18 protein-coding genes and 1 riboswitch are annotated in these 21,978 nt (G+C 57.8%); of the genes, 15 read left to right on the top strand and 3 right to left on the bottom strand.

Annotated elements, in window-relative coordinates; translation table 11 throughout:
* The 4 genes from infB to typA all read left to right on the top strand — a co-directional run.
* The coding region (gene infB, locus PHT20_RS14105) for a translation initiation factor IF-2 (protein WP_301021011.1) at nucleotides 1-1,006 on the top strand (1,006 nt) is incomplete at its 5' end.
* Between the two features lie 17 nt (nucleotides 1,007-1,023).
* Entirely contained in the window at nucleotides 1,024-1,392 is a 369-nt protein-coding gene (rbfA, locus tag PHT20_RS14100; RefSeq protein WP_300082176.1) for a 30S ribosome-binding factor RbfA, read from the top strand.
* Between the two features lie 64 nt (nucleotides 1,393-1,456).
* Nucleotides 1,457-2,452, top strand: a complete 996-nt coding sequence (gene truB / locus PHT20_RS14095; protein ID WP_301021010.1) for a tRNA pseudouridine(55) synthase TruB — start codon at nucleotides 1,457-1,459, stop codon at nucleotides 2,450-2,452.
* An 11-nt stretch (nucleotides 2,453-2,463) separates the two neighbouring features.
* On the top strand, nucleotides 2,464-4,293 hold the full coding sequence (typA, locus tag PHT20_RS14090) for a translational GTPase TypA (RefSeq protein ID WP_301021009.1): 1,830 nt from the start codon (nucleotides 2,464-2,466) through the stop codon (nucleotides 4,291-4,293).
* Nucleotides 4,294-4,464: 171 nt separating this feature from the next.
* Here the strand turns inward: typA and PHT20_RS14085 are convergent, their stop codons facing one another.
* Nucleotides 4,465-4,782: a hypothetical protein gene (locus PHT20_RS14085; protein WP_301021008.1), complete on the bottom strand. Its 318-nt coding sequence runs from the start codon at nucleotides 4,780-4,782 to the stop codon at nucleotides 4,465-4,467.
* A 157-nt stretch (nucleotides 4,783-4,939) separates the two neighbouring features.
* Between PHT20_RS14085 and PHT20_RS14080 the strand changes: the two genes are divergently transcribed.
* From PHT20_RS14080 to PHT20_RS14050, 7 genes are all read left to right on the top strand, one after another.
* Nucleotides 4,940-5,407 (top strand): MerR family DNA-binding transcriptional regulator, encoded by a 468-nt coding sequence (locus PHT20_RS14080; protein WP_301021007.1) that lies wholly within the window; start codon nucleotides 4,940-4,942, stop codon nucleotides 5,405-5,407.
* Between the two features lie 42 nt (nucleotides 5,408-5,449).
* A complete protein-coding gene (locus PHT20_RS14075; protein ID WP_301021006.1) occupies nucleotides 5,450-5,884 on the top strand; it encodes a PaaI family thioesterase in 435 nt (144 codons plus the stop codon).
* A gap of 82 nt (nucleotides 5,885-5,966) precedes the next feature.
* Nucleotides 5,967-7,148 (top strand): isovaleryl-CoA dehydrogenase, encoded by a 1,182-nt coding sequence (locus PHT20_RS14070; protein ID WP_301021005.1) that lies wholly within the window; start codon nucleotides 5,967-5,969, stop codon nucleotides 7,146-7,148.
* A gap of 51 nt (nucleotides 7,149-7,199) precedes the next feature.
* A complete protein-coding gene (gene can / locus PHT20_RS14065) occupies nucleotides 7,200-7,853 on the top strand; it encodes a carbonate dehydratase (RefSeq protein ID WP_301021004.1) in 654 nt (217 codons plus the stop codon).
* 86 nt (nucleotides 7,854-7,939) lie between these two features.
* Nucleotides 7,940-9,778: a bifunctional isocitrate dehydrogenase kinase/phosphatase gene (gene aceK / locus PHT20_RS14060; RefSeq protein ID WP_301021003.1), complete on the top strand. Its 1,839-nt coding sequence runs from the start codon at nucleotides 7,940-7,942 to the stop codon at nucleotides 9,776-9,778.
* A 42-nt stretch (nucleotides 9,779-9,820) separates the two neighbouring features.
* A riboswitch (TPP riboswitch) is annotated at nucleotides 9,821-9,921 on the top strand.
* A gap of 94 nt (nucleotides 9,922-10,015) precedes the next feature.
* Nucleotides 10,016-11,890, top strand: a complete 1,875-nt coding sequence (thiC, locus tag PHT20_RS14055; protein ID WP_301021002.1) for a phosphomethylpyrimidine synthase ThiC — start codon at nucleotides 10,016-10,018, stop codon at nucleotides 11,888-11,890.
* 140 nt (nucleotides 11,891-12,030) lie between these two features.
* Nucleotides 12,031-13,215 (top strand): acetyl-CoA C-acyltransferase, encoded by a 1,185-nt coding sequence (locus PHT20_RS14050; protein WP_301021001.1) that lies wholly within the window; start codon nucleotides 12,031-12,033, stop codon nucleotides 13,213-13,215.
* Between the two features lie 115 nt (nucleotides 13,216-13,330).
* Here the strand turns inward: PHT20_RS14050 and PHT20_RS14045 are convergent, their stop codons facing one another.
* Together PHT20_RS14045 and PHT20_RS14040 are read right to left on the bottom strand one after the other, a co-directional pair.
* On the bottom strand, nucleotides 13,331-16,795 hold the full coding sequence (locus tag PHT20_RS14045) for a response regulator (RefSeq protein ID WP_301021000.1): 3,465 nt from the start codon (nucleotides 16,793-16,795) through the stop codon (nucleotides 13,331-13,333).
* Nucleotides 16,792-17,751 carry a diguanylate cyclase gene (locus tag PHT20_RS14040; RefSeq protein ID WP_301020999.1) on the bottom strand — a complete coding sequence of 320 codons (960 nt, stop codon included), beginning with the start codon at nucleotides 17,749-17,751 and terminating at the stop codon, nucleotides 16,792-16,794. Before PHT20_RS14040 ends, PHT20_RS14045 begins: the two co-directional genes overlap by 4 nt.
* A gap of 239 nt (nucleotides 17,752-17,990) precedes the next feature.
* Between PHT20_RS14040 and pyk the strand changes: the two genes are divergently transcribed.
* From pyk to PHT20_RS16775, 4 genes are all read left to right on the top strand, one after another.
* The gene (gene pyk / locus PHT20_RS14035; protein WP_301020998.1) at nucleotides 17,991-19,421 is read left to right on the top strand and encodes a pyruvate kinase; all 1,431 of its coding nucleotides are present in this window, start codon (nucleotides 17,991-17,993) and stop codon (nucleotides 19,419-19,421) included.
* 130 nt (nucleotides 19,422-19,551) lie between these two features.
* A complete protein-coding gene (gene fba / locus PHT20_RS14030; RefSeq protein WP_301020997.1) occupies nucleotides 19,552-20,616 on the top strand; it encodes a class II fructose-bisphosphate aldolase in 1,065 nt (354 codons plus the stop codon).
* A 164-nt stretch (nucleotides 20,617-20,780) separates the two neighbouring features.
* The gene (locus tag PHT20_RS14025; protein WP_301020996.1) at nucleotides 20,781-21,728 is read left to right on the top strand and encodes a hypothetical protein; all 948 of its coding nucleotides are present in this window, start codon (nucleotides 20,781-20,783) and stop codon (nucleotides 21,726-21,728) included.
* Between the two features lie 104 nt (nucleotides 21,729-21,832).
* A partial coding sequence (locus PHT20_RS16775) for a type II toxin-antitoxin system VapB family antitoxin (protein ID WP_366520940.1) occupies nucleotides 21,833-21,978 on the top strand: 146 nt, incomplete at its 3' end.

Here is a 21,978-nt window from a genome sequence, read left to right as displayed (position 1 = left end):
GGAACTCAGAGCGCCGGTCGATGCCATGGCCAAAGGCCTGGTGATTGAAGCCCAGTTGGACAAGGGGCGCGGCCCCGTGGCCACGGTGCTGGTGCAGTCGGGCACCTTGAAAACGGGCGACATTGTGCTGGCCGGTCAAACCTTTGGCCGTGTGCGAGCCATGCTGGACGAAAACGCCAAGCCGATCAAAACCGCCGGTCCATCCATTCCGGTTGAAATCCAGGGCTTGACCGAAGTGCCGCAAGCGGGCGACGAATTCATGGTGCTGTCAGACGAACGTCGTGCCCGTGAAATTGCCACTTACCGTGCCGGCAAATTCCGCCACACCAAGCTGGCCAAACAGCAAGCCGCCAAGCTGGAAAACATGTTCACCGACATGACCGCTGGCGAGGTGAAGATGGTGCCGATCATCGTCAAGGCCGATGTGCAGGGTTCGCAAGAGGCCTTGGGTCAATCACTGCTCAAACTCTCTACCGACGAGGTCAAGGTGCAACTGGTCTACGCTGCAGTGGGCGGTATCAGTGAATCTGACGTGAATTTGGCCATTGCTGCCAAAGCCGTCATCATTGGCTTCAACACCCGTGCCGATGCTGGCGCGCGTAAATTGGCTGAAGCCAATGGTGTGGATATTCGTTACTACGACATCATTTACGACGCGGTCGATGACCTCAAGCTGGCCATGTCGGGCATGCTGACCCCCGACAAAAAAGAAGAAATCATCGGTACAGCCGAAATTCGCCAAATCTTCAAAGTGTCCAAAATTGGCTCGATTGCTGGTTGTATGGTCACCTCTGGGGTCATTCGCCGTGCGGCACGTTTGCGCTTGCTGCGCCAAAACACGGTGGTCTACACCGGCGAGTTGGAGTCGCTCAAACGCTTCAAAGACGATGCCAAAGAAGTGCGTGAAGGCTTTGATTGCGGCTTGAACATCAAAAACTACAACGACATCCAAGAGGGCGATGTGTTGGAGTTCTTTGAAATTCGCGAAGTTGCGCGCACGCTGTAAACCGTTGAGACCACACTGTGCCTAAAAAATCTGCCACGCCCAACCGCGCCTTCAAGGTGGCTGACCAAATTCAGCGTGACCTCACCGAGCTGATCGCGCGCGAGTTGAAAGACCCGCGCGTCGGCATGGTCACCATCCAGGGTGTGGAAGTCACCCCTGACTATGCCCATGCCAAAGTGTTTTTCAGTTTGCTGGCGGGTGACATCAAAGCCTGCTCTGAAGGCCTGAACCAAGCGGCGGGCTTTTTGCGTGCCGGCTTGTTCAAGCGCCTGCACATCCACACCGTGCCCACGCTGCATTTCATCTATGACCAAACGCCTGAGCGCGCGGCGGATATGAATGCCTTGATTGCCCGTGCGGTGGCTTCACGGGCCAAGGAAGACTGAAAAAAATTGAGGTCAGATTCCAATGCTTTGGAAGCTGCTCTCAGTTTCCTAACGTATGCAGACATTGGCATCTCCCACTCTCAAACGCAAGGTCGTGCGGCATCCTGTGCACGGCGTGCTGTTGCTCGACAAACCTTTGGGTTGGTCTAGCAACGATGTCTTGCAAAAGGTCAAATGGCTGCTGCGGGCTGAAAAAGCGGGTCATACCGGCACGCTTGACCCTTTGGCCAGCGGTGTGCTGCCGCTGTGCTTTGGTGCTGCCACCAAGTTCAGCCAGTTGCAATTAGATGCTGACAAGACCTATGCCGCCACACTGCGGCTGGGTCAAAAAACCAGCACCGGCGATGCCGAAGGTGAAGTCATTGCCACCCGCGCAGTCACCGTAACTGCGGCCGATTTGGCGCGTGTCAAAGCCCAATTCACCGGGCGCATTTCGCAAGTGCCACCCATGCACAGCGCTTTGAAGAAAGATGGCAAAGCTTTGTACGAATATGCACGCGCTGGCATCGAGGTCGAGCGGGTTGCACGTGAGGTTGAAATTTATGAGCTAAATATGCCTCTAGAGCTTATGGATATTGATCAAGTAGCTATTGATATTATAGTAAAATGCAGCAAGGGCACGTACATCCGCACGCTCGGCGAAGACATCGGCGAAGCCCTGGGGTGTGGTGCGCATTTGAGCGCCTTGCGCCGCATCGGCACCGGTGGCTTTGACATAGCGCAGTGCGTCACGTTGGCGGCGCTTGAGGCCATGTCAGAGCAGGAACGACTGGCCTGCCTGCTGCCAGTGGACAGCTTGTTGGCGCAACATGCAGTGGTCACACTTGATGGCGACAATGCAAGTCGTTTTTTGAGCGGTTTGCCGCGCCGAGGCGCTTGGTCAGACGCTGCGCAAGTGGCGGTTTATGCAGAAAAAACACACGCGCTGCTGGGCACTGCCCATGTGGCGGCAGGTGAGTTGATCCCCGGGCGGCTGCTCAGCCCGATTGAAATTGAACAGATTGCACAAGCAACCCGAGCTCCAGCGTGCACCAGCGCGTCTGAAGCCCAAACCCTTTAAGAAAGAGAACCATGGCCCATAAACAAATCCGAAACATTGCAATCATTGCCCACGTTGACCACGGTAAAACCACCATGGTTGACCAGTTGCTGCGCCAGTCTGGTACCTTTGCCGAGCACGAAAAAGTGGTCGACACGGTGATGGACAACAACGCCATTGAAAAAGAGCGTGGCATCACCATTCTGGCCAAAAACTGTGCCGTGACCTGGAAAGGCACCCACATCAACATCGTTGACACCCCCGGCCACGCCGACTTTGGCGGTGAAGTGGAACGCGCCTTGAGCATGGTTGACGGTGTGGTGTTGTTGATTGACGCTCAAGAAGGCCCCATGCCGCAAACCCGTTTTGTGACCAAAAAGGCGCTCGCGCTGGGCTTGAAACCGATTTTGGTGGTCAACAAGGTCGATAAACCCGGCTCACGCCCTGACTTTGTGGTCAATGCCGCATTTGACTTGTTTGACAAGCTGGGTGCCACGGATGAGCAACTTGACTTTCCGGTGGTGTATGCCTCAGGCATCAACGGCTGGTCGTCGCTGGAAGAGGGTGGTCAGGGCGAGCAATGGGGGCCAGACATGTCGGCTCTGTTTGACACCATTTTGAGCCATGTGCCGCACCAAGAAGGCGACCCCAGCGCACCGCTGCAGTTGCAAATCTCGGCGCTTGATTTCTCCAGCTTTGTCGGCCGCATTGGGGTCGGGCGCATCAAGCAAGGCACCATCAAGCCAATGATGGACGTGGTGGTGATGGAAGGCACAGACGGCAAAGCCATCAAAGGCCGCGTCAACCAAGTGCTGACCTTCCAGGGCTTGGATCGGGTGCAGACTGACGAAGCCGGTCCGGGTGAAATTGTGCTGATCAACGGCATTGCCGACATTGGCATTGGTGTCACCATCACTGACCCCATCACCCCGGCTCCGCTGCCGATGCTGCTGGTGGATGAACCTACGCTGACCATGAACTTTTGCGTCAACACCAGCCCCTTGGCTGGCCGTGAAGGCAAGTTTGTCACCAGTCGCCAGCTGTGGGATCGTTTGCAAAAAGAACTGCAGTCCAACGTGGCGCTGCGCGTCAGCGAAACCGATGAAGAAGGTATCTTTGAGGTCATGGGTCGTGGCGAGTTGCACTTGACCATTTTGCTGGAAAACATGCGCCGTGAAGGCTATGAACTGGCTGTGAGTAAACCACGCGTGGTGTTCCGCGAGGTGAATGGCGAGCGCCACGAACCCATTGAGCTGGTCACCGCTGACATTGAAGAACAACACCAAGGTGGTGTGATGCAAGCGCTGGGCGAGCGCCGTGGTGATCTGGTCAACATGGAACCCGATGGTCGCGGCCGCGTGCGCCTGGAATACCGCATTCCAGCCCGTGGTTTGATCGGTTTTACCAACGAGTTTTTGAATCTAACTCGTGGCTCTGGCCTGATTTCCAACATTTTTGACAGCTATGAGCCGCACAAAGGTGAAATTGGTGGCCGCAAAAACGGTGTGCTGATCTCGATGGATGCAGGCGAAATCTTCAACTACGCGCTGGGCAAGCTCGACGACCGTGGTCGCATGTTCGTCACCGCCAATGATCCGGTCTATGAGGGCATGATTGTGGGCATCCACAACCGTGACAACGACCTGGTGGTGAACGCCACTCGCACCAAGCAGCTCACCAACTTCCGCGTCTCTGGCAAAGAAGACGCGATCAAGATCACGCCGCCGATTCAGTTGACACTTGAATATGGTGTGGAGTTCATTGAAGACGACGAGCTGGTCGAGATCACACCCAAGTCGATTCGCCTGCGTAAGCGTCACCTGTCTGAGCACGATCGCAAGAAAGCCAGCCGCAACAGCTGATCCCTAAGTCAACAAAAGCACCCCATTGACGCTTTGCGGTGCTTTTGTTGCATAAGATGCCATTGACCCAGTTGGGTGCTGCTTGACAAGCGTTTCAGCATCCAACCCGCCAACCTTGGGCTCGCAAGGTGGCGGATTTCGGCACCTTTGAGGTTGTAGTCGTCACTGAGGCTAAATTTCTTTCAGCTGGCGTCTTCTCAGGCACTCTGGCATTTTGAGTGTTTCACGATCCCATTTTTCAATGCGTAACACGTCTTCCATGCATTCTTCCATCAATGCATGAGCCGCCATTGCCGCTTGGGCAATGCGAAGGTGGACCCGTTGGTCATTGCTGACTTCATTGAGACAGGTTTGTTGGTAGTTGTTGAGCTGGCGCAGCACCATGATGTTTTGTGCCACCTGCGCCGGGCAAGCACACATGTAAATCATGCCTTCTTCAATGATTTGCTCAACTTGGGCGTCGGTGAAATGAAATGCGTTTTGGGTCATGAATGCCTTTTCTTTTTTTAACGAGCTACTGTACATCTTTGCGACAGAGTCATATTGATGAACATCAAGTTCATTCTGGGTGAAAAGCCGCACAGCCAGTTGAATAAGCCATAATTGAATTTTACGTTGACGTTCACGTCAATCAAATCCACATTTTATGGCTCAACTTTTCAGCATCAGTGACCTGGCCAAAGAGTTTGACTTGACCACGCGTGCCATTCGTTTTTATGAAGACATGGGCTTGTTGTGCCCCGAGCGCACGGGCTCGGCTGGGCGCACACGGGTTTACAGCAGCCGCGACCGTGCCCGCCTCAAGCTCACCCTGCGCGCCAAGCGCCTGGGCTTGAGTTTGGTGGAAGCCAAAGACATCATTGACATCTACGACAGCCCGCGAGACACCACCGCGCAGCTTGAAAAATTTTTGCAAGTGCTGGCGTTGCACCAGCAGCAGCTGGTGGCGCAAATGGCAGACCTGCAGGCCAATCTGGATGAGCTCAAAGTGCATCAGCGCGAGGCCAAAGCCTTGTTGGCCAAGAGCCTGGGTTCGGCGAACGGATTGCCCGTCAAGCCTCGCGTGCGTGCCAAAGGCAAACTTGCTGCGTCCTCACAACCGGAATCGTCCTGAGTTCAAGCGTTTTTCAACCACCATTTCCTTGCATCCATCGCCATGACTCACTCTGAAGACCCATTTTTGCGTGTGCAAGCCAGTTTCGAGCGGCAAGGTTTGATGCGAGCGTGGGGTGCACGTGTGCACCATGTGGCACAAGGCGAATGCACCATTGAGTTGCCTTACTCTGCCAAAGTGACGCAGCAGCAGGGTGCCTTTCATGGTGGCGCCATCGGCGCTGTGGCAGACATTGCGGCAGGCTATGCGGCTCTCACCCAGGCGCCAGCAGGCATGGAAGTGGTCACTGTTGAGTACAAAATCAACTTCTTGTCAGCTTGCCAGGGTGGCGTGTTGCGTGCGGTGGGGCGCGTGGTCAAACCGGGTCGTCGTGTGATGGTGACCAGCGCAGAAGTTTTCCACTTGGCTGATGACGGCAAGCAAACCCTGTGCGCCTTGCTGCAACAAACCATCATGCCTGTTGCCAAAACCTATTAGGGTTCGTCTTCGCTCCATTGCGCTGAAGCATCCCCCCGAATCAACCCCCTTTCCAACTCAAAAAACCACAGGAGACCCAGCCATGAGCCAATTACCCGGACTGAACTTTCAACTCGGCGACGACATCGACGCATTGCGTGACGCGGTGCACACCTTTGCCCAGGCCGAGATCGCGCCGCGCGCGGCAGAGATTGACCGCCAAGACCAATTTCCCATGGACTTGTGGCGCAAGATGGGCGACCTGGGTGTGCTGGGCATCACCGTGGGCGAGGAATACGGCGGTGCCAACATGGGCTACCTGGCGCACATGGTGGCGATGGAAGAAATCAGCCGCGCCAGCGCCAGCATTGGCCTGAGCTATGGCGCGCACAGCAACCTGTGCGTGAACCAGATCAAGCGCAACGGCACGCCCGAGCAGCGCGCCAAATACCTGCCCAAGCTGATTTCTGGCGAGCATGTGGGCGCACTGGCCATGAGCGAGCCAGGTGCCGGCAGCGACGTGCTGAGCATGAAGCTCAAAGCCGAAGATAAAGGTGGTTATTACCTCTTGAACGGTAGCAAATTCTGGATCACCAACGGCCCTGATGCCGACACCCTGGTGGTCTATGCCAAGACCGAGCCCGAACTTGGGGCGCGGGGGGTGACTGCCTTTTTGATCGAAAAAACCATGCCAGGCTTCAGCATTGCGCAAAAGCTCGACAAACTGGGCATGCGTGGCTCCAGCACCGGCGAGCTGGTATTCAACAACGTCGAAGTGTCCGCCGCCAATGTGCTGGGCGGTGTCAACAACGGTGCCAAAGTGTTGATGAGTGGGCTTGACTATGAGCGTGCAGTGCTCACCGGTGGCCCGTTGGGCATCATGCAAGCGGTGATGGACAACGTGGTGCCTTACATCCACGACCGCAAGCAATTTGGTCAAAGCATTGGCGAATTTCAGTTGATTCAGGGCAAGGTGGCTGACATGTACACGGTGTTGCAGGCCGGGCGCAGTTTTGCCTACACCGTGGCCAAAAATCTGGATTTGCTGGGTGCCGAGCACGTGCGCCAGGTGCGCAAAGACTGTGCCTCGGTGATTTTGTGGACAGCCGAAAAAGCCACCTGGATGGCGGGTGAGGGGGTGCAAATTTTCGGTGGCAACGGCTACATCAATGAGTACCCGTTGGGTCGTTTGTGGCGCGACGCCAAGTTGTATGAGATTGGTGCGGGCACGTCTGAAATTCGGCGCATGTTGATTGGCCGGGAGTTGTTTGCCCAGACCTGTTGAGCCGGCGCGGCGCTCGGGCAAAATCAAGCCCCTTCCATTCACACACTGCGCATGGCTTTACTTCAACACCTGCTTGACAACAATGCCGCTTGGGCAGCGCGCATGGCGCTGCAGCGGCCAGGGTTTTTTAGCTTTCTGGCCAAGCAGCAAACGCCCAAATACCTGTGGATTGGTTGCTCAGACAGCCGCGTGCCCGCCAATGAGATCACCGGGCTCGACCCGGGTGAAGTGTTTGTGCACCGCAACATTGCCAACGTGGTGGTGCACTCTGATCTGAATGCGCTCTCGGTCATTCAATTTGCCGTGGACCACCTCAAGGTCGAGCACATCATGGTGGTCGGGCATTACGGCTGCGGCGGTGTGCTGGCCGCCTTGCGTGGCACACGTGTGGGCTTGGCCGACAACTGGCTGCGCCATGTGCATGATGTCAAGCTGCGCCATCGCCATCGCCTGGATCACTTGAGCGTGCCCGAGCAAGAAGACACCTTGTGCGAGATGAATGTGATTGAGCAAGTGGGCAACGTGGCGCTTAGCAACGTGCTGCAAGATGCCTGGGCGCGTGGACAAAAGGTGGCCGTGCATGGCTGGTGCTACGGCCTGAAAGACGGTTTGGTGAAAGATTTGTGTGTCAGCATGCAAGGCTCGCATGAAGTGGTTGACGTGTTTCGTCAGGCTTTCAAGCGCTACCCTCGGCGCCATGCGTGATGAATTTCGCGTTGATGTTTTATTAAACAAAATGCACTCTAGCGCTTATAAATAAAGCGTGAGTAGCTATTAAATACAGAGTAGACATGTTTCCAACCCGCCTTGACTCCAGCCTGGCTTATGACATTGCCAAGGCTTTGATAGATGGTTTCAACCGCCATTACCGCTTGTTTCGCACCGAATCCGCCCGTGCCAAGCATCGTTTTGAGACCGCCGACTGGCATGGTCAACAGCGCGCCCAGCGTGAGCGCATCGAGTTTTATGACCTGCGCGTGCGCGAAGCCTCCATGCGGCTGGAGCGCGAATTCAAAGCCGGTGAGCAGCCCATGGAGATTTGGCACCAGGTCAAGCTGCACTACATCGGCTTGCTGGTCGACCACCACCAGCCCGAGCTGGCCGAGACTTTTTTCAACTCGGTCACCACCAAAATCCTACACCGCAGCTACTTCCAAAACGACTTTATTTTCATTCGCCCAGCGGTCAGCACCGAGTACATTGAAAACGGCGAAACCGAAAAGCGCCCCACCTACCACGCCTACTACCCCGACCCCAGCGGCAACAATTTGGCCGAAGTGCTGCTGAAATTGGTGCAAGACTTTGACCTGCGCCGTGAGTTTGTGGATTTGCCGGCAGATGTGGCGCTGGTGGCGCAAGCCATGAAAGACGTGCTGGGCGACGTGAAACTGCGCGCCAATTTTCAGATTCAGGTGCTTTCCAGCTTGTTCTTCCGCAACAAAGGTGCCTACATCGTGGGCAAGCTGATCAACGGCTACAACGAGTTTCCGTTTGCCTTGCCGGTGTTGTACACCCCCGGTGAAACCCAGCTGGCCATCGATGCCATTTTGTTTGGCCAAGACGACTTGCTGATGCTGTTCAGCTATGCCCGGGCTTACTTCATGGTCGACATGGAAATCCCCAGCGCCTATGTGCAATTCTTGCGCAGCATGATGCCGCTCAAACCGCGCAATGAACTCTATAGCGCGTTAGGCTTGGCCAAGCAGGGGAAAACGCTGTTTTATCGCGATTTTTTGTTTCACCTGCGGCACTCTTCAGACAAGTTTCGCATTGCACCGGGCATCAAGGGCATGGTCATGCTGGTGTTTGACTTGCCCAGTTTTCCCTATGTCTTCAAGGTCATCAAAGACTTTTACCCACCGCCCAAAGAAACCAGCCGTGAGCAGATCAAGGGCAAGTATTTGCTGGTCAAGCAGCATGACCGGGTGGGGCGCATGGCCGACACGCTGGAGTACAGCGAAGTCGCTTTCCCGCGCAGCCGCTTCACCGACGAGCTGATGCAAGAAATTGAAAAATTTGCCCCCAGTCAGTTGGAGGTGAGCGACCGTGATGGCGATGGCCAGCTTGAAGTGATTTTGAAACACGTCTACATCGAGCGCCGCATGATTCCGCTCAACATCCACTTGCAAGAGGCTTTTGATGCTGGTGGTTCTGACCCCAGCAACACTTCACCAGCGGCAGTGCGAGCCCGCCAGCAGTTGGAACACGGGGTGATTGAGTACGGCAACGCCCTTAAAGACCTGGTTGCGGCCAACATCTTTCCCGGCGACATGTTGTGGAAAAACTTTGGCATCACACGCCATGGCAAGGTGGTGTTTTACGACTACGACGAAATCGAATACATCACCGACTGCAACTTCCGCCGCGTGCCCCAGGCGCGTACCGAAGAAGAAGAAATGTCAGGTGAGGTTTGGTACCACGTCGGTCCCAAAGACGTGTTTCCTGAAACCTTTGGCCCGTTCCTGCTGGGCAATGCGGCGGTCAAACAAGTTTTCATGAAGCACCATGCCGACCTGCTGGACATGGCTTTTTGGCAAAGTCACAAGGAGCGCATCCAGGCCGGGCATGTGTATGACGTGTTTCCTTACGACCAAGACAAGCGTTTTCACCCCGAACGGGCGCAGGGTTGATGCCACCTGCAAACCAAGGCCCATGCGCTGAGGCTTTACACTTTGCGCTGCCCGGGGTGCGCAAGGCTGCGCTGAGATGGACGACCAAACCCGCGAACTTGATCCGGCTCATACCGGCGTAAGAAGAGCAGCCCAGCACATGCCGGGCACGTGAAGTCTTGTCAGGTTTGTGGAGTTGGGGTGCTGTTTTAAACCTGGGTAACCCAAACCCAGGATTCAAACCAGGAGACCCAACCCGTGAACGCCCCCGACAAACTAGCCCAATTCATCCGCCTGACGCGCGAACCCCTGCCGGCCTCCAGCAAACGCTACCTGCAAGGCAGCCGTGCCGACATTCAGGTGCCGCTGCGCGAAATCATGCAAAGCAATGGCGAGGCCATCACCGTCTACGACACCTCCGGCCCCTACACCGACCCGCAGGCTCACATTGACGTGCGCCAGGGTCTGCCCGCCGTGCGCAGCCCCTGGATTGAGGCGCGTGGTGACACCGAGCTTTACACCGGCCGCGCCCCGTTTGCGCTAGACGATGGTCTCAAACACGGTGAATCTGATGCGCTGGCCGCCCTGCGCGCGCAAGCTGCGGGTCTGCAACGCCCGCCGCGCCGCGCCAAGCCGGGTGCCAATGTGTCGCAAATGCACTATGCGCGACGCGGCATCATCACCCCCGAGATGGAGTACGTGGCGCTGCGCGAGAACCAGAACCTGGCCTGGCAGGCGCAGTACCTGGCGAACCCTGAGCGTGAAGCGCGTTTGGCGGGCAACAGCTTTGGTGCCAGCATCCCGAGAATTGTCACGCCCGAGTTTGTGCGTGACGAGGTGGCTCGCGGCCGCGCCATCATTCCAGCCAACATCAACCACCCCGAGATTGAGCCGATGGCGATTGGCCGCAACTTTCTGGTCAAGATCAACGCCAACATTGGCAACTCTGCCGTCACCTCCAGCATTGAAGAAGAGGTGGAAAAACTGGTTTGGTCAATTCGCTGGGGTGCAGACACGGTGATGGACTTGTCCACTGGCAAAAACATCCACACCACGCGCGACTGGATCGTGCGTAACTCGCCTGTGCCCATTGGCACCGTGCCGATTTACCAGGCGCTGGAAAAAGTGGGCGGCGTGGCCGAAGACCTGACCTGGCCGATCTTCCGCGACACGCTGATTGAGCAGGCCGAGCAGGGTGTCGACTACTTCACCGTGCACGCCGGGGTGCGGCTGGCCTACATCCACCTGACGGCTCAGCGCGTGACCGGCATCGTGTCGCGCGGTGGCTCGATTCTGGCCAAGTGGTGTATTGCCCACCACCAAGAAAACTTTCTCTACACGCACTTTGACGAGATGACCGAGATCATGCGTGCCTACGACGTGAGCTACTCACTGGGCGACGGCTTGCGCCCCGGCAGCGGTGCGGACGCCAATGACGAAGCCCAATTTGCCGAGCTGCGCACGCTGGGCGAGCTGACCAAAAAAGCCTGGGCGCAAGACGTGCAAGTGATGATTGAAGGCCCCGGCCACGTGCCGATGCACATGGTGCAGGCCAACATGACCGAGCAGCTCAAGCACTGTGACGAGGCACCGTTCTACACCCTGGGGCCCCTGACCACTGACATTGCGCCGGGCTATGACCACATCACCAGCGGCATTGGCGCGGCCATGATCGGCTGGTTTGGCACTGCCATGCTGTGCTACGTGACGCCCAAGGAACACTTGGGCTTGCCGGATCGGGACGACGTGAAAACCGGCATCATCACCTACAAGATTGCCGCCCACGTGGCCGACGTGGCCAAGGGGCACCCAGGGGTACGAGCACGCGATGACGCGCTGTCAAAAGCACGTTTTGAGTTTCGCTGGCTGGACCAGTTCAACCTGTCTCTTGACCCCGATACGGCGCGTGATTTCCATGATGAAACTTTGCCCAAAGAAGCCAGCAAGGTGGCGCACTTTTGCAGCATGTGCGGCCCCAAGTTTTGCTCGATGAAGATCACCCAAGAGGTGCGCGAGTACGCCAACAGCCTCGGTGTGAGTGACGAGCAGGCGCTGGCTGAGGGCATGCACACCATGTCGGAGACCTTCAAGCAAAAGGGCAGCGAGATTTACATTCCCATTACCCCGCAATAGTCCGATTGACGCGCCATTCACACTGGTGAGCTGTTCGCTCTGAGCCAGCTCTGGGCGAACTTTGCTGGCGCAATCAATTGACGTGAACGTCAACGTCAACTTCTACAATGTTGGCTTCTTTTCATTTTTCAGGAGTCAGCATGGCAGAGCACATTGTGATTGTGGGCGCAGCCCGTACCCCCATGGGGGCGTTTCAGGGCGATTTTTCAACGCTGGCAGCGCACGACCTGGGCGGTGCCGCCATTCGCGCTGCGGTGCAGCGAGCGGGCGTGGCGCCTGAGCGGGTCAACGAAGTCATTTTTGGCAATTGCCTGATGGCTGGCCAAGGCCAGGCACCGGCGCGCCAAGCCTTGCTCAAAGCGGGTTTGCCCATCAGCACCGGTGCCGTTACCATGAGCAAAATGTGCGGCTCGGCCATGCGTGCAGCCATGTTTGCCAACGACATGCTGGTGGCTGGCAGTGCTGAAGTGCTGGTGGCTGGCGGCATGGAGAGCATGACCAATGCGCCCTATTTGCTGCCCAAAGCCCGCGCTGGCTACCGCATTGGCCACGACCGCATTTTTGACCACATGATGCTCGACGGCCTGGAAGACGCTTACGAGCCTGGCCGCTCCATGGGCACGTTTGGTGAAGACTGCGCCGCCAAATACGGTTTCACCCGCGCGCAGCAAGACCATTTCGCCACCACCAGCGTGATGCGTGCACAAGCTGCCACCAGCAACGGCGGGTTTGCACCAGAGATCACGCCTGTGACGGTCAAAACGCGTGCCGGTGACAAGGTGATCAGCATCGACGAAGGTCCCGGCAAGGTCAAGCTTGACAAGATCAGCAGCTTGAAGCCAGCGTTCAAAAAAGACGGCACCATCACCGCTGCCAGCAGCTCCAGCATCAACGACGGCGCCGCTGCCTTGGTGCTGATGCGCGAGAGCACCGCCGCCCAGCTGGGCTGCAAGCCGCTGGCGCGCATTGTCTCTAGCGCGGTGCACGCGCAAGAGCCCAACTGGTTTGCCACGGCACCCATTGGCGCGGTCAACAAGGCGTTGGCCAAAGCCGGTTGGGGTGTGAAAGACGTGGATTTGTGGGAAGTGAATGAAGCCTTTGCCGTGGTGCCGATGGCGCTGATGCATGACCTGCAGCTCAGCCATGACATTGTCAACGTCAACGGCGGCGCCTGCGCTTTGGGTCACCCGATTGGCTGCAGCGGCGCGCGCATCATGGTCACTTTGATGTACGCCCTGCAAGCCCGTGGCCTGAAAAAAGGCGTGGCCACACTGTGCATTGGTGGTGGCGAAGGCACCGCAGTGGCGCTTGAAATGCTATATTAATAATAGCTATTTACGCTTAATTGACGGGCGTTAGAGGGTTAAAACTCAAGTAATATGGCTTCCATGAGGCTTGCGTCTTTTCGCCGACTGGGAAGCGCTGGGGCTTGCGCTTCGGCTACAAAACGCTTTCGCAAAACGCCGCAGCCGCCGCAAAATCAAGGTTGGCCATGGCGCTGGCCAGCGCTGGGTAAAACGGCTGCTGGCTGAAGTGCTCGGAGCGCTGCAGCAGCTCAAACTCCAGCATGGCTTGCATGTCTGAGGCTTTGAGCAAAGCCAGCAGGCGCTTGACGGCAGCACTTTCGGCCTCAGTCAGGGGGGCGGTGGTGGGGCTTGGGGCAGTCGCCCGGGTTGTCTGGTGCGTGTCCGGTGTTTGGTAGGCATTGGCCACGGGCAGCAACACGTTTTGTGTGCTGTGAACCGCCGCGGAAAACTCAGCCAGCAGGTGGTGGGTGTCCAAGTTGGCTTGACTGGCATCGGTTTGGGCGGCTTTCACTGCCAGCTCCAACTTGCGCGCCACGGCCGCCAGGTAGCTGGCACCCACGGTGGCCGAGAGGCCTTTGAGGGTGTGCAGCAGGCGCACTGCACGCGGTAAATCAGCTTGCTGTAAACACTGTTCCAACTGTTCTGGCTGGGTAGCCAGGTCGGCCAAATAGGCTTGCAAAACTTGGCCGTACAAGGCCTCATTGCCACCGAGCCGCTCCAGCGCACTGGCCACGTCAAGCGTGTCAGGGGCGGGCAAGGGCACCACCGTCAAGACGCTGGTGCTGAGCATCTTGGTTTTGAGTGCCTCCCGCTGCGTGTTTGGGGCTTGCGCGGGCTTGTTTTGTGTGAGTTTTTGCAGCAACGCCACCAGATGTGCCAGCTGAAAGGGCTTGCCCACATGCTCGTTCATGCCTGCAGCCAGACAGGCTTCGCGGTCTGAGGCCATGGCGTTGGCGGTCATGGCCACAATCGGCAAATTGACCAGGCGGGCATCTTGGCGCAACAAACGGGTGGCTTGGTAGCCGTCCATCACGGGCATTTGAATGTCCATCAGCACTGCATCAAACAGTTGGCCTGCTGCCAGCGCTTGCTGCACCGCCTCTACCCCCAGATGGCCGTTGTCGGCCAAGCTCACTTGCGCGCCTTCGCCTGAGAGCATTTCTTGCGCCACTTGCTGGTTGATGAGGTTGTCTTCCACCACCAGCAGGCGCATGCCTTGCAGTGGTTGGGGCTTTTCGACCGGAGCCGCCTTGGCCACCGGCGCCTGGCGGCTGGTGAGCGCGTCTGAGACGGCATCGAGCAGCATGGAAGCGGTGACGGGTTTGACCAAAAAGCCATGCAGTCGGGCTTGCTCTTGCGCACTGCGTTGAGCCAGCATCTCACGGCCATGGGCAGTGACCATCATCACCACGGGCGCAGCGTGACCCATGCCCAGGGTCTGTAGTTTCTCAATGGTTTGCCAGCCGTCCATGCCTGGCATTTGCCAGTCAATCAGCAGCGCTTGGTAGGGCAGCTGCCCAGCAGTTAAGCGCCCTTGAAGCAGCGCCACAGCTGCCTCGCCGCTGTCGGCGGTATCCACTTGCCAACCCAATGAACTGGCCATGCTGCACAAAATGTCACGCGAGCTGGCGTTGTCATCCACCACCAGCACATGCAAGTGGTTGACCGGGCTGGCCGGGTGTTCAAGGGCTGGCTCTGCAGCAGGTACCGGCAGGTCAAGGGTAAAGCTGAAGGTGCTGCCTTTCCCAAGTTCACTTTCCAGGCAGAGTTCACCCCCCATCAAAGCCACCAGCTTGCGGCTGATGGACAGCCCAAGCCCGGTGCCGCCAAAGCGCCGGGTGGTGGAGGCCTCGGCCTGCGAGAAGCCGCTGAAAATGTGCTGCTGGTGCTCAGCCGCAATGCCAATGCCGGTGTCGCGCACGGCAAACCGCAAGCTGGCGTGGTCCGCGTTGCGCGCCACTTGCGTGATGCTGACGACCACTTCACCTTGCTGAGTGAACTTGATGGCATTGCCGGCCAGGTTGATGAGCACTTGCTGCAAGCGCATGGCATCGCCCATCAGAGCTTTGGGGCTGGCGGGGTCAATGTCAAACAGCACTTCGACCTTTTTTTGCCCCACATTGGCCGACACAATGACCGACAGGTCGCGCATGAGCTTGTCGAGCCTGAAGCTGTGCACCTCCAGCGTCATCTTGCCGGCATCAATTTTGGAGAAATCCAGAATGTCATTGAGCAGCCCCAAGAGCGATTGCGCGGCCCCTTCGGCCTTGCTGGCGTAATCAAGCTGGCGTTTGTTGAGCTCGGTGTTTTGAATCAGCCTGAGCATGCCCAGAATGGCATTCATGGGGGTGCGAATTTCGTGGCTCATGTTGGCCAGAAAGCGTGCCTTGGCCTGGGTGGCTTCTTCAGCCTGGTCGCGCGCGAGTTTCAGGCTTTGCTCAAGCGCTTTGTTGGCCGAGATGTCGGTGCGAATGCCCATGTAGTGATGCGGCAAGCCGTCGCTGCCCACCAGCGGCACGATGGTGGCACTGACCCAGTAAAAAGTGCCGTCTTTTTTGCGGTTTTTCACATCGCCGTGCCAGACCTGCCCTTGGCTGATGGTGTGCCACAGCGACTCGAACATGGCGCGTGGGTGTTCGTCTGATTTGACGATGCGGTGGTTTTGCCCAATCAACTCTTCCTGGCTGTAGCCGCTGATCTCGCAAAACTTGCTGTTGGCGTAAGTGATGTTGCCGTTCAGGTCAGTGACACTGACAATGGCATGCTGATCCAGCGCAAAAATCTGGTTGCTCAGGTCGCTCATTTGCCGATGCAAGCGCAAGCTGACGGCATTGAGCGCGTTGCCCAGGTTTTCAATTTCAAGCGCACGGTGCGACACCTTGACCGTGCCACCCTGAGTACTGTCCAAGGCATTGGCAAAGCGCGTGGCCTCGGTCAGGGCGCGCATGGGGTGGCGCAGCAGCCAGGCCAGCAGGCTGAGCATGACGACCAGCGCCACGCCAATCACCAGGTAAGACTGGGCGCGAATGTCAGCGGTGATTTTCTCGAACGCATCCAGTCGGTAACTCACCCTGACCCAGCCCAAGGGGCGATCCGCGTCCATGCGCTGCCAGGCCGACATGGTGCCCGCGTTGCCAGCCAGAAAGTCGCGCCGCTGGGGGTCATGCGGTGCCACCACAAAAACATCTTTGGGGCCATTGGCGCTGGGGACCTGAACGGGTGCCAGGAAAAAACGCGGTGACCAACTGCCATTTTTGTTGATCACTTCAGTGATCGGCTTACCATTCATGTCGGTCACCAGCACCGAAAAAATACCCGGCACAGTGGCTGTTTGCAGCGTCAGTTTTTCAATTTCAGCAGGCTCGTTGGTGTTTAAAAAATGGGCATTTACAGTGGCCAGGTTTTGCGCCAGCGCTTTCATTTGGGCGGTGATGGCGTCTTTGGCCACGGCTGTTTGCAAGCTGGCCACGTAAGTGCCATACCCAACCAAACTGACCAGCAAACACGCTGCTGCCAGCAGCATGATTTGGCGCTCCAGGCTGTGTGGTGTCGCCTGGCGCAGCCACTGCCCAAGCCGGTGCAAGGGGTTGGCGGTCATGCTGGGCTGTTAAGTTCGCTGCCGCAGGCTTGGGCGCGACCAGCGTCCTTGGCTTGGTACAACTGCGCATCCGCCAATGCCAGCAGTTCAGCGGCTTGGCACGGGGTTTGGCCGTTTTGCCCGGCCACCCCCAGGCTGATGGTCACTACATCAGCCACGCTTGAGTCGGCATGCGCCATGGCTTGCTGGCGAACTGCTTGTTCCAGTTCACGCGCCAGCGTCATGGCGTCTAAATAAGACGTGTCGGGCAGGATGCAGGCAAACTCTTCACCCCCATAGCGCGCCACCAAGTCCGCGGGTCGGCGCAGGCAGGCTTTGAGGGTTTGAGCCACGGTGCGCAAGCAATCGTCTCCGGTTTGGTGGCCGTAGTGGTCATTGAAGCGCTTGAAAAAGTCCACATCCAGCATGATCAGTGCCAAAGGTGATTGGGCGCGTGCCGAGCGCGCCACTTCAATGGCCAGTTGCTGGTCAAAATAGCGCCGGTTGAACACGCCGGTGAGCCCATCCAGAAACACCAGTTTGCGCAACACATCAGACTGGAACTTGAGTGTGAGCTGGGTTTTGACCCGTGCCCGCACCACCGCAGGCACCACCGGCTTGCTGATGAAATCGACCGCCCCCAGCTCCAGCCCGCGGGTTTCTTGGTCGGCCTCGGTGTGTGCTGTGACAAAGATCACTGGAATATCGCGGGTGGCGGGGTCAGCTTTGAGGCGCGTGCAGACTTCAAAGCCATCCATGTCGGGCATCACAACGTCTAGCAGCACCAAATCGGGCGGTGTGGTGCGGCAAAACTGAAGCGCCTGTACCGCACTGGTGGCCATGAACACTTGGCAGTCAGCTGCAAAAATTTGATGCATGACCTGGATGTTGATGGGCTGGTCATCCACCACCAGCAGGCGTGGTTTGGCAGCTGGCGTGCTCAGCAACGAGACAATCGAGTTCTCTGTGTGTGGCATGAACAAATGCAGGCGAGGTCTGGATTTACTGAAAATTCTATTGAACCACAAATTGACGCCTGGATTTCGTTGTAGCTTGGTAACTGCTTGTGTGTGAAAATCAAGAAACATTGTTACCAAAACTTTCTCAAAACTGTCCCAGCGTTGTGGTTTCGCCTTGTCGTACGTTTGTACTGCTTGCGTTGAAATGCTTGGCTGGGATATTTTTGTGCAAATCATCATTACCAGGAGACTGATTCATGCCCCGTCGCGCCACCAAAATAGTTGCCACCTTAGGCCCCGCCTCAAGCGAACCCGCGTTGCTGGAGCAAATGATTCGCGCCGGGGTCAATGTGGTGCGGCTGAACTTCAGCCACGGCACGGCGCAAGACCACATCAACCGGGCGCAACTGGTGCGCGAGGCGGCCAAGCGTGCCGGGCGCGAGGTGGGCATCATGGCCGACCTGCAGGGGCCCAAAATCCGGGTTGGCAAATTTGCCGAGGGTCGCATCATGCTGGAGCCTGGTGCCCAGTTTGTGATGGACGCGACGCGCACCGAGCTCGGCGATGAGCACGGCGTCGGCCTGGACTACAAAGCCTTGCCGCGTGAAGTGACCGCGGGCGACGTGTTGCTGCTCAATGACGGCTTGATCGTCATTGTGGTGGACCGGGTCGAGGGCGAAGCTATTTACACCACCGTCAAGCTCGGTGGCGAGTTGTCAAACAACAAGGGCATCAACAAGCAAGGCGGTGGTTTGAGCGCCCCAGCCCTCACGGCCAAAGACATGGACGACATTCGCACCGCCATGAGCTTCAAGGCCGACTATGTGGCGGTGAGCTTTGCCAAAAGCGCGACCGACATGGAAATGGCGCGCCAGCTCTGCAATGTGGCCGCCCCAGACGGGCACCGCCCCGGTTTGATTGCCAAAATTGAGCGCGCCGAGGCGATTCCTAAGCTGCTTGAAATTGTGCTGGCCAGTGACGGCATCATGGTGGCGCGCGGCGACCTGGCCGTGGAAGTGGGTAACGCCGTGGTGCCAGCCTTGCAAAAACGCATGATCAAGCTGGCGCGTGAAAACGATCGTGTGGTGATCACCGCCACGCAAATGATGGAATCCATGATCACCAACCCGGTGCCGACCCGCGCCGAAGTGTCAGACGTGGCCAACGCCGTGCTCGACGGCACTGACGCGGTGATGCTCTCAGCCGAAACCGCTGCCGGCAAGTACCCGCTGGAAACCGTGGTCGAGATGGCCAAAATATGCCACGCGGCAGAGAGCGGCAACATTTTGAAGCTAGAGGCTGACTTCACTGGCAAGACCTTTAACCGCATCGACCATGCCATTGCCATGGGGGCACTGTTTACCGCCCACCACATGGGTGCCAAAGCCATTGTGGCCTTGACTGACAGCGGCTCCACCGCACTGTGGATGAGCCGCCATTTGATTCAAATCCCGATCTACGCCATCACCTCCAAGCTGGCCACCCAGCGCCGCATGACGCTTTACCGCACGGTGCGCCCGTTGTTCAGCGACACCAGCAACGACCGCGACACCGCACTCCAGCAGGCCGAGGCCGAGCTCAAATCCCGCGGGGTGGTGCAGTCGGGCGATGTTTACGCCATCACCTGTGGTGAACCCATGGGTCAGCCCGGTGGCACCAACATGCTCAAGATTTGCCGGGTCAGTTAAGCCGCTTTGGCATCGTGCGTGGGGATGGTGCATTCGTCTGACTTGCCGCTGCAGTTCAGCCTTGAGCAAGCCGCATCGCTAAAATCTCTAAAAGTTACCACCCAGTTACCAACTCTAGAGGGAAATCACCATGGCACTTGTTTCTATGCGCGAACTGCTTGACCACGCCGCTGTCAACGGCTACGGCATTCCGGCTTTCAACGTCAACAACCTCGAACAAGTGCAAGCCGTGATGGCCGCCGCCGACGAGGTGGGCTCGCCGGTGATTTTGCAAGCCAGCGCCGGGGCACGCAAATACGCTGGCGAGCCTTTCATCAAACACCTGATTCTGGCCGCCATCGAGGCCTACCCCCACATCCCGCTGGTGATGCACCAAGACCACGGCCAAAGCCCCGATGTGTGCCAGGGCGCCATCAACCTGGGCTTCAGCTCGGTCATGATGGATGGCTCTTTGATGAGCGACGGTAAAACCATTGCCAGTTTTGACTACAACGCCGATGTGACACGCCAAGTGGTCGACATGGCGCACGCCGTAGGCGTGACGGTTGAAGGTGAGCTGGGTTGCCTGGGCAGCCTTGAAACCGGCAAAGGCGACAAGGAAGACGGCCACGGCACCGATGCCCATATGACCCGCGAGCAAATGCTGACCGACCCCGAGCAAGCCGCTGAGTTTGTCAAACGCACCCAACTCGACGCGCTGGCTATTGCCATTGGCACCAGCCACGGCGCCTACAAGTTCACCCGCAAGCCCACTGGCGACATTTTGGCCATTGACCGGGTGATGGAAATCAACCGCCGCCTGCCCAACACCCATTTGGTCATGCATGGCTCAAGCTCGGTGCCGCAAGAGTCGCTGGCGCTGATTAACCAATTTGGCGGCAAGATGAAAGAAACCTACGGCGTGCCGGTGGAAGAAATCCAGAAAGCTATCAAATTTGGCGTGCGCAAGATCAACATCGACACCGACATCCGCCTGGCCATGACCGCCGCGGTGCGCAAATACATGGCTGAAAACCCCGAGAAATTTGATGCCCGCGATTGGCTCAAACCCGCCCGTGAAGCAGCTAAAGCTTTGTGCAAACAGCGTTACCTTGAATTCGGCTGCGAAGGCCAGGGCAGCAAAATCAAAGGCCACAGCCTGCAAGTGGTGGCTGGGCAATACGCCCGCGGCGAGTTGGCTCAGCTGGTGAACTGAGCGCAAGTGACTTTTGGCTGTGGCTCACCACCCACTCAGCCAACCCCATGGCAGAGTCCATGCGTCTGATTTCAAAAGCCACCTGCGGGTGGCTTTTTACATGCCAAATAGGCCTCTAGAGCTTATAGAATAAGCGTGAGCAGCTCCTTTTTTTATCAAACCTCATGCAACTTGACATCTTCAACGACAGCCGTGATGTGATGCTGCGCAACGACCTGCTGCAGGCCTTGCAGGCGCACGACGCGGCGCAAGCCCAGGCGGCTCTGCAAAAGCTGCAGCTTGACTACCCGCAAGACCTGTTGTTGCCTCATGCCCAGGTGATGCTGACAGCCTTGCATGCGCGCACCCAGCAAGCGCAGCAGGCAGGTCAAGTGGTGCCCTTTACCCAGCACGCCGAGTTGCGTGCCCAGCGTGTCTGGCTGCTGGAAACCCTTGCGCCCAGCGCGCGGCGCGTGATGGATGCGCGGGCGGTGCAAGCTTGGTTAGGTCCGTTTTGGCAAGACCTGGCGGCGCGTGCCGCCCACCTGCCGTTTGCTTCAGAGTCAGAGCAAGACCATGCCGCCTGGTTGCTGCTGCAACTGCAAGACTGGCAGGCGTGCAGCGACGCCGTGGCGCAGATTGCGTCTTGGCGGCGCATTCCCGCCCCCTTGAGCTGGCGCGTTCAAGCCAAGCTGCAACTGCACGGCTTGCGTGCCACCTGGCCTTTGCTGGCCGAACTGGCTTGGCTGGCGCCGCAGCGCCTGGTGACCCTGAACGTGGCTACCCCCGCGCCCCAACTGCAACGCCTGATGGCGCAGTTTGAGTCTGACTGGGACGAGTTGGAGGCGCTTGCACCCCCAGACGCTGCTACTTTAAAAAGAGCTGCTGATGCAGGAAGCAGCAAGGCTTTTCCCTGGTTTCCTGCATGGGTGCTGACCACCCAGCCGCAGCACGCGCCAGACTTGGCTTTGGCACAACCCGGCCAGCACAGCGCCCCTGAGCAGGCCATGCGCCTGCTGATCAACCTGTTGGGCTTGGAACACCAAGGCCGCCACCATGACCTGGTCAAACTGCGCAAAAACTTGCGCGGCCTGCACGCCGGGCTGTATGCGGCTTACATGAAAACGCGTTGAGTTGAGCTTACGCACCAATCACATGCTCATTGGGTGTATCAGCTTTGGGCGCGTTGACGAACGTGCCCTCCTTGGCATAATCCAGCCATACACCTTGAAGGTGTATGCGAAGGAATGGACACAAGAATCAACCGCAAGCAACGCAAGCAAGGACCCCCGTGAACACCCGAACCAACATCGTGATTGACGACGACCTTATCGCCCAAGCCATGTTGCGCGCGGGTGTGAGTACCAAAAAAGCAGCGGTGGA

The sequence above is a fragment of the Rhodoferax sp. genome (assembly GCF_028715765.1).
GTDB lineage: Bacteria > Pseudomonadota > Gammaproteobacteria > Burkholderiales > Burkholderiaceae_C > Rhodoferax.
Note: the sequence above shows the minus strand (reverse complement) of the source record. Positions and strands in the feature narration are given on the sequence as shown.

Excerpts from the sequence above, each read along its gene's own strand:
- PHT20_RS14085 (WP_301021008.1), bottom strand. The coding sequence starts at position 4,782 with ATGACCCAAAACGCATTTCATTTCACCGACGCCCAAGTTGAGCAAATC.
- aceK (WP_301021003.1), top strand. The coding sequence starts at position 7,940 with ATGTTTCCAACCCGCCTTGACTCCAGCCTGGCTTATGACATTGCCAAG.
- PHT20_RS14050 (WP_301021001.1), top strand. The coding sequence starts at position 12,031 with ATGGCAGAGCACATTGTGATTGTGGGCGCAGCCCGTACCCCCATGGGG.
- can (WP_301021004.1), top strand. The coding sequence starts at position 7,200 with ATGGCTTTACTTCAACACCTGCTTGACAACAATGCCGCTTGGGCAGCG.
- typA (WP_301021009.1), top strand. The coding sequence starts at position 2,464 with ATGGCCCATAAACAAATCCGAAACATTGCAATCATTGCCCACGTTGAC.
- PHT20_RS14040 (WP_301020999.1), bottom strand. The coding sequence starts at position 17,751 with ATGCCACACACAGAGAACTCGATTGTCTCGTTGCTGAGCACGCCAGCT.
- PHT20_RS14075 (WP_301021006.1), top strand. The coding sequence starts at position 5,450 with ATGACTCACTCTGAAGACCCATTTTTGCGTGTGCAAGCCAGTTTCGAG.
- PHT20_RS14025 (WP_301020996.1), top strand. The coding sequence starts at position 20,781 with ATGCAACTTGACATCTTCAACGACAGCCGTGATGTGATGCTGCGCAAC.
- fba (WP_301020997.1), top strand. The coding sequence starts at position 19,552 with ATGGCACTTGTTTCTATGCGCGAACTGCTTGACCACGCCGCTGTCAAC.
- pyk (WP_301020998.1), top strand. The coding sequence starts at position 17,991 with ATGCCCCGTCGCGCCACCAAAATAGTTGCCACCTTAGGCCCCGCCTCA.
- PHT20_RS14070 (WP_301021005.1), top strand. The coding sequence starts at position 5,967 with ATGAGCCAATTACCCGGACTGAACTTTCAACTCGGCGACGACATCGAC.
- PHT20_RS14045 (WP_301021000.1), bottom strand. The coding sequence starts at position 16,795 with ATGACCGCCAACCCCTTGCACCGGCTTGGGCAGTGGCTGCGCCAGGCG.
- PHT20_RS14080 (WP_301021007.1), top strand. The coding sequence starts at position 4,940 with ATGGCTCAACTTTTCAGCATCAGTGACCTGGCCAAAGAGTTTGACTTG.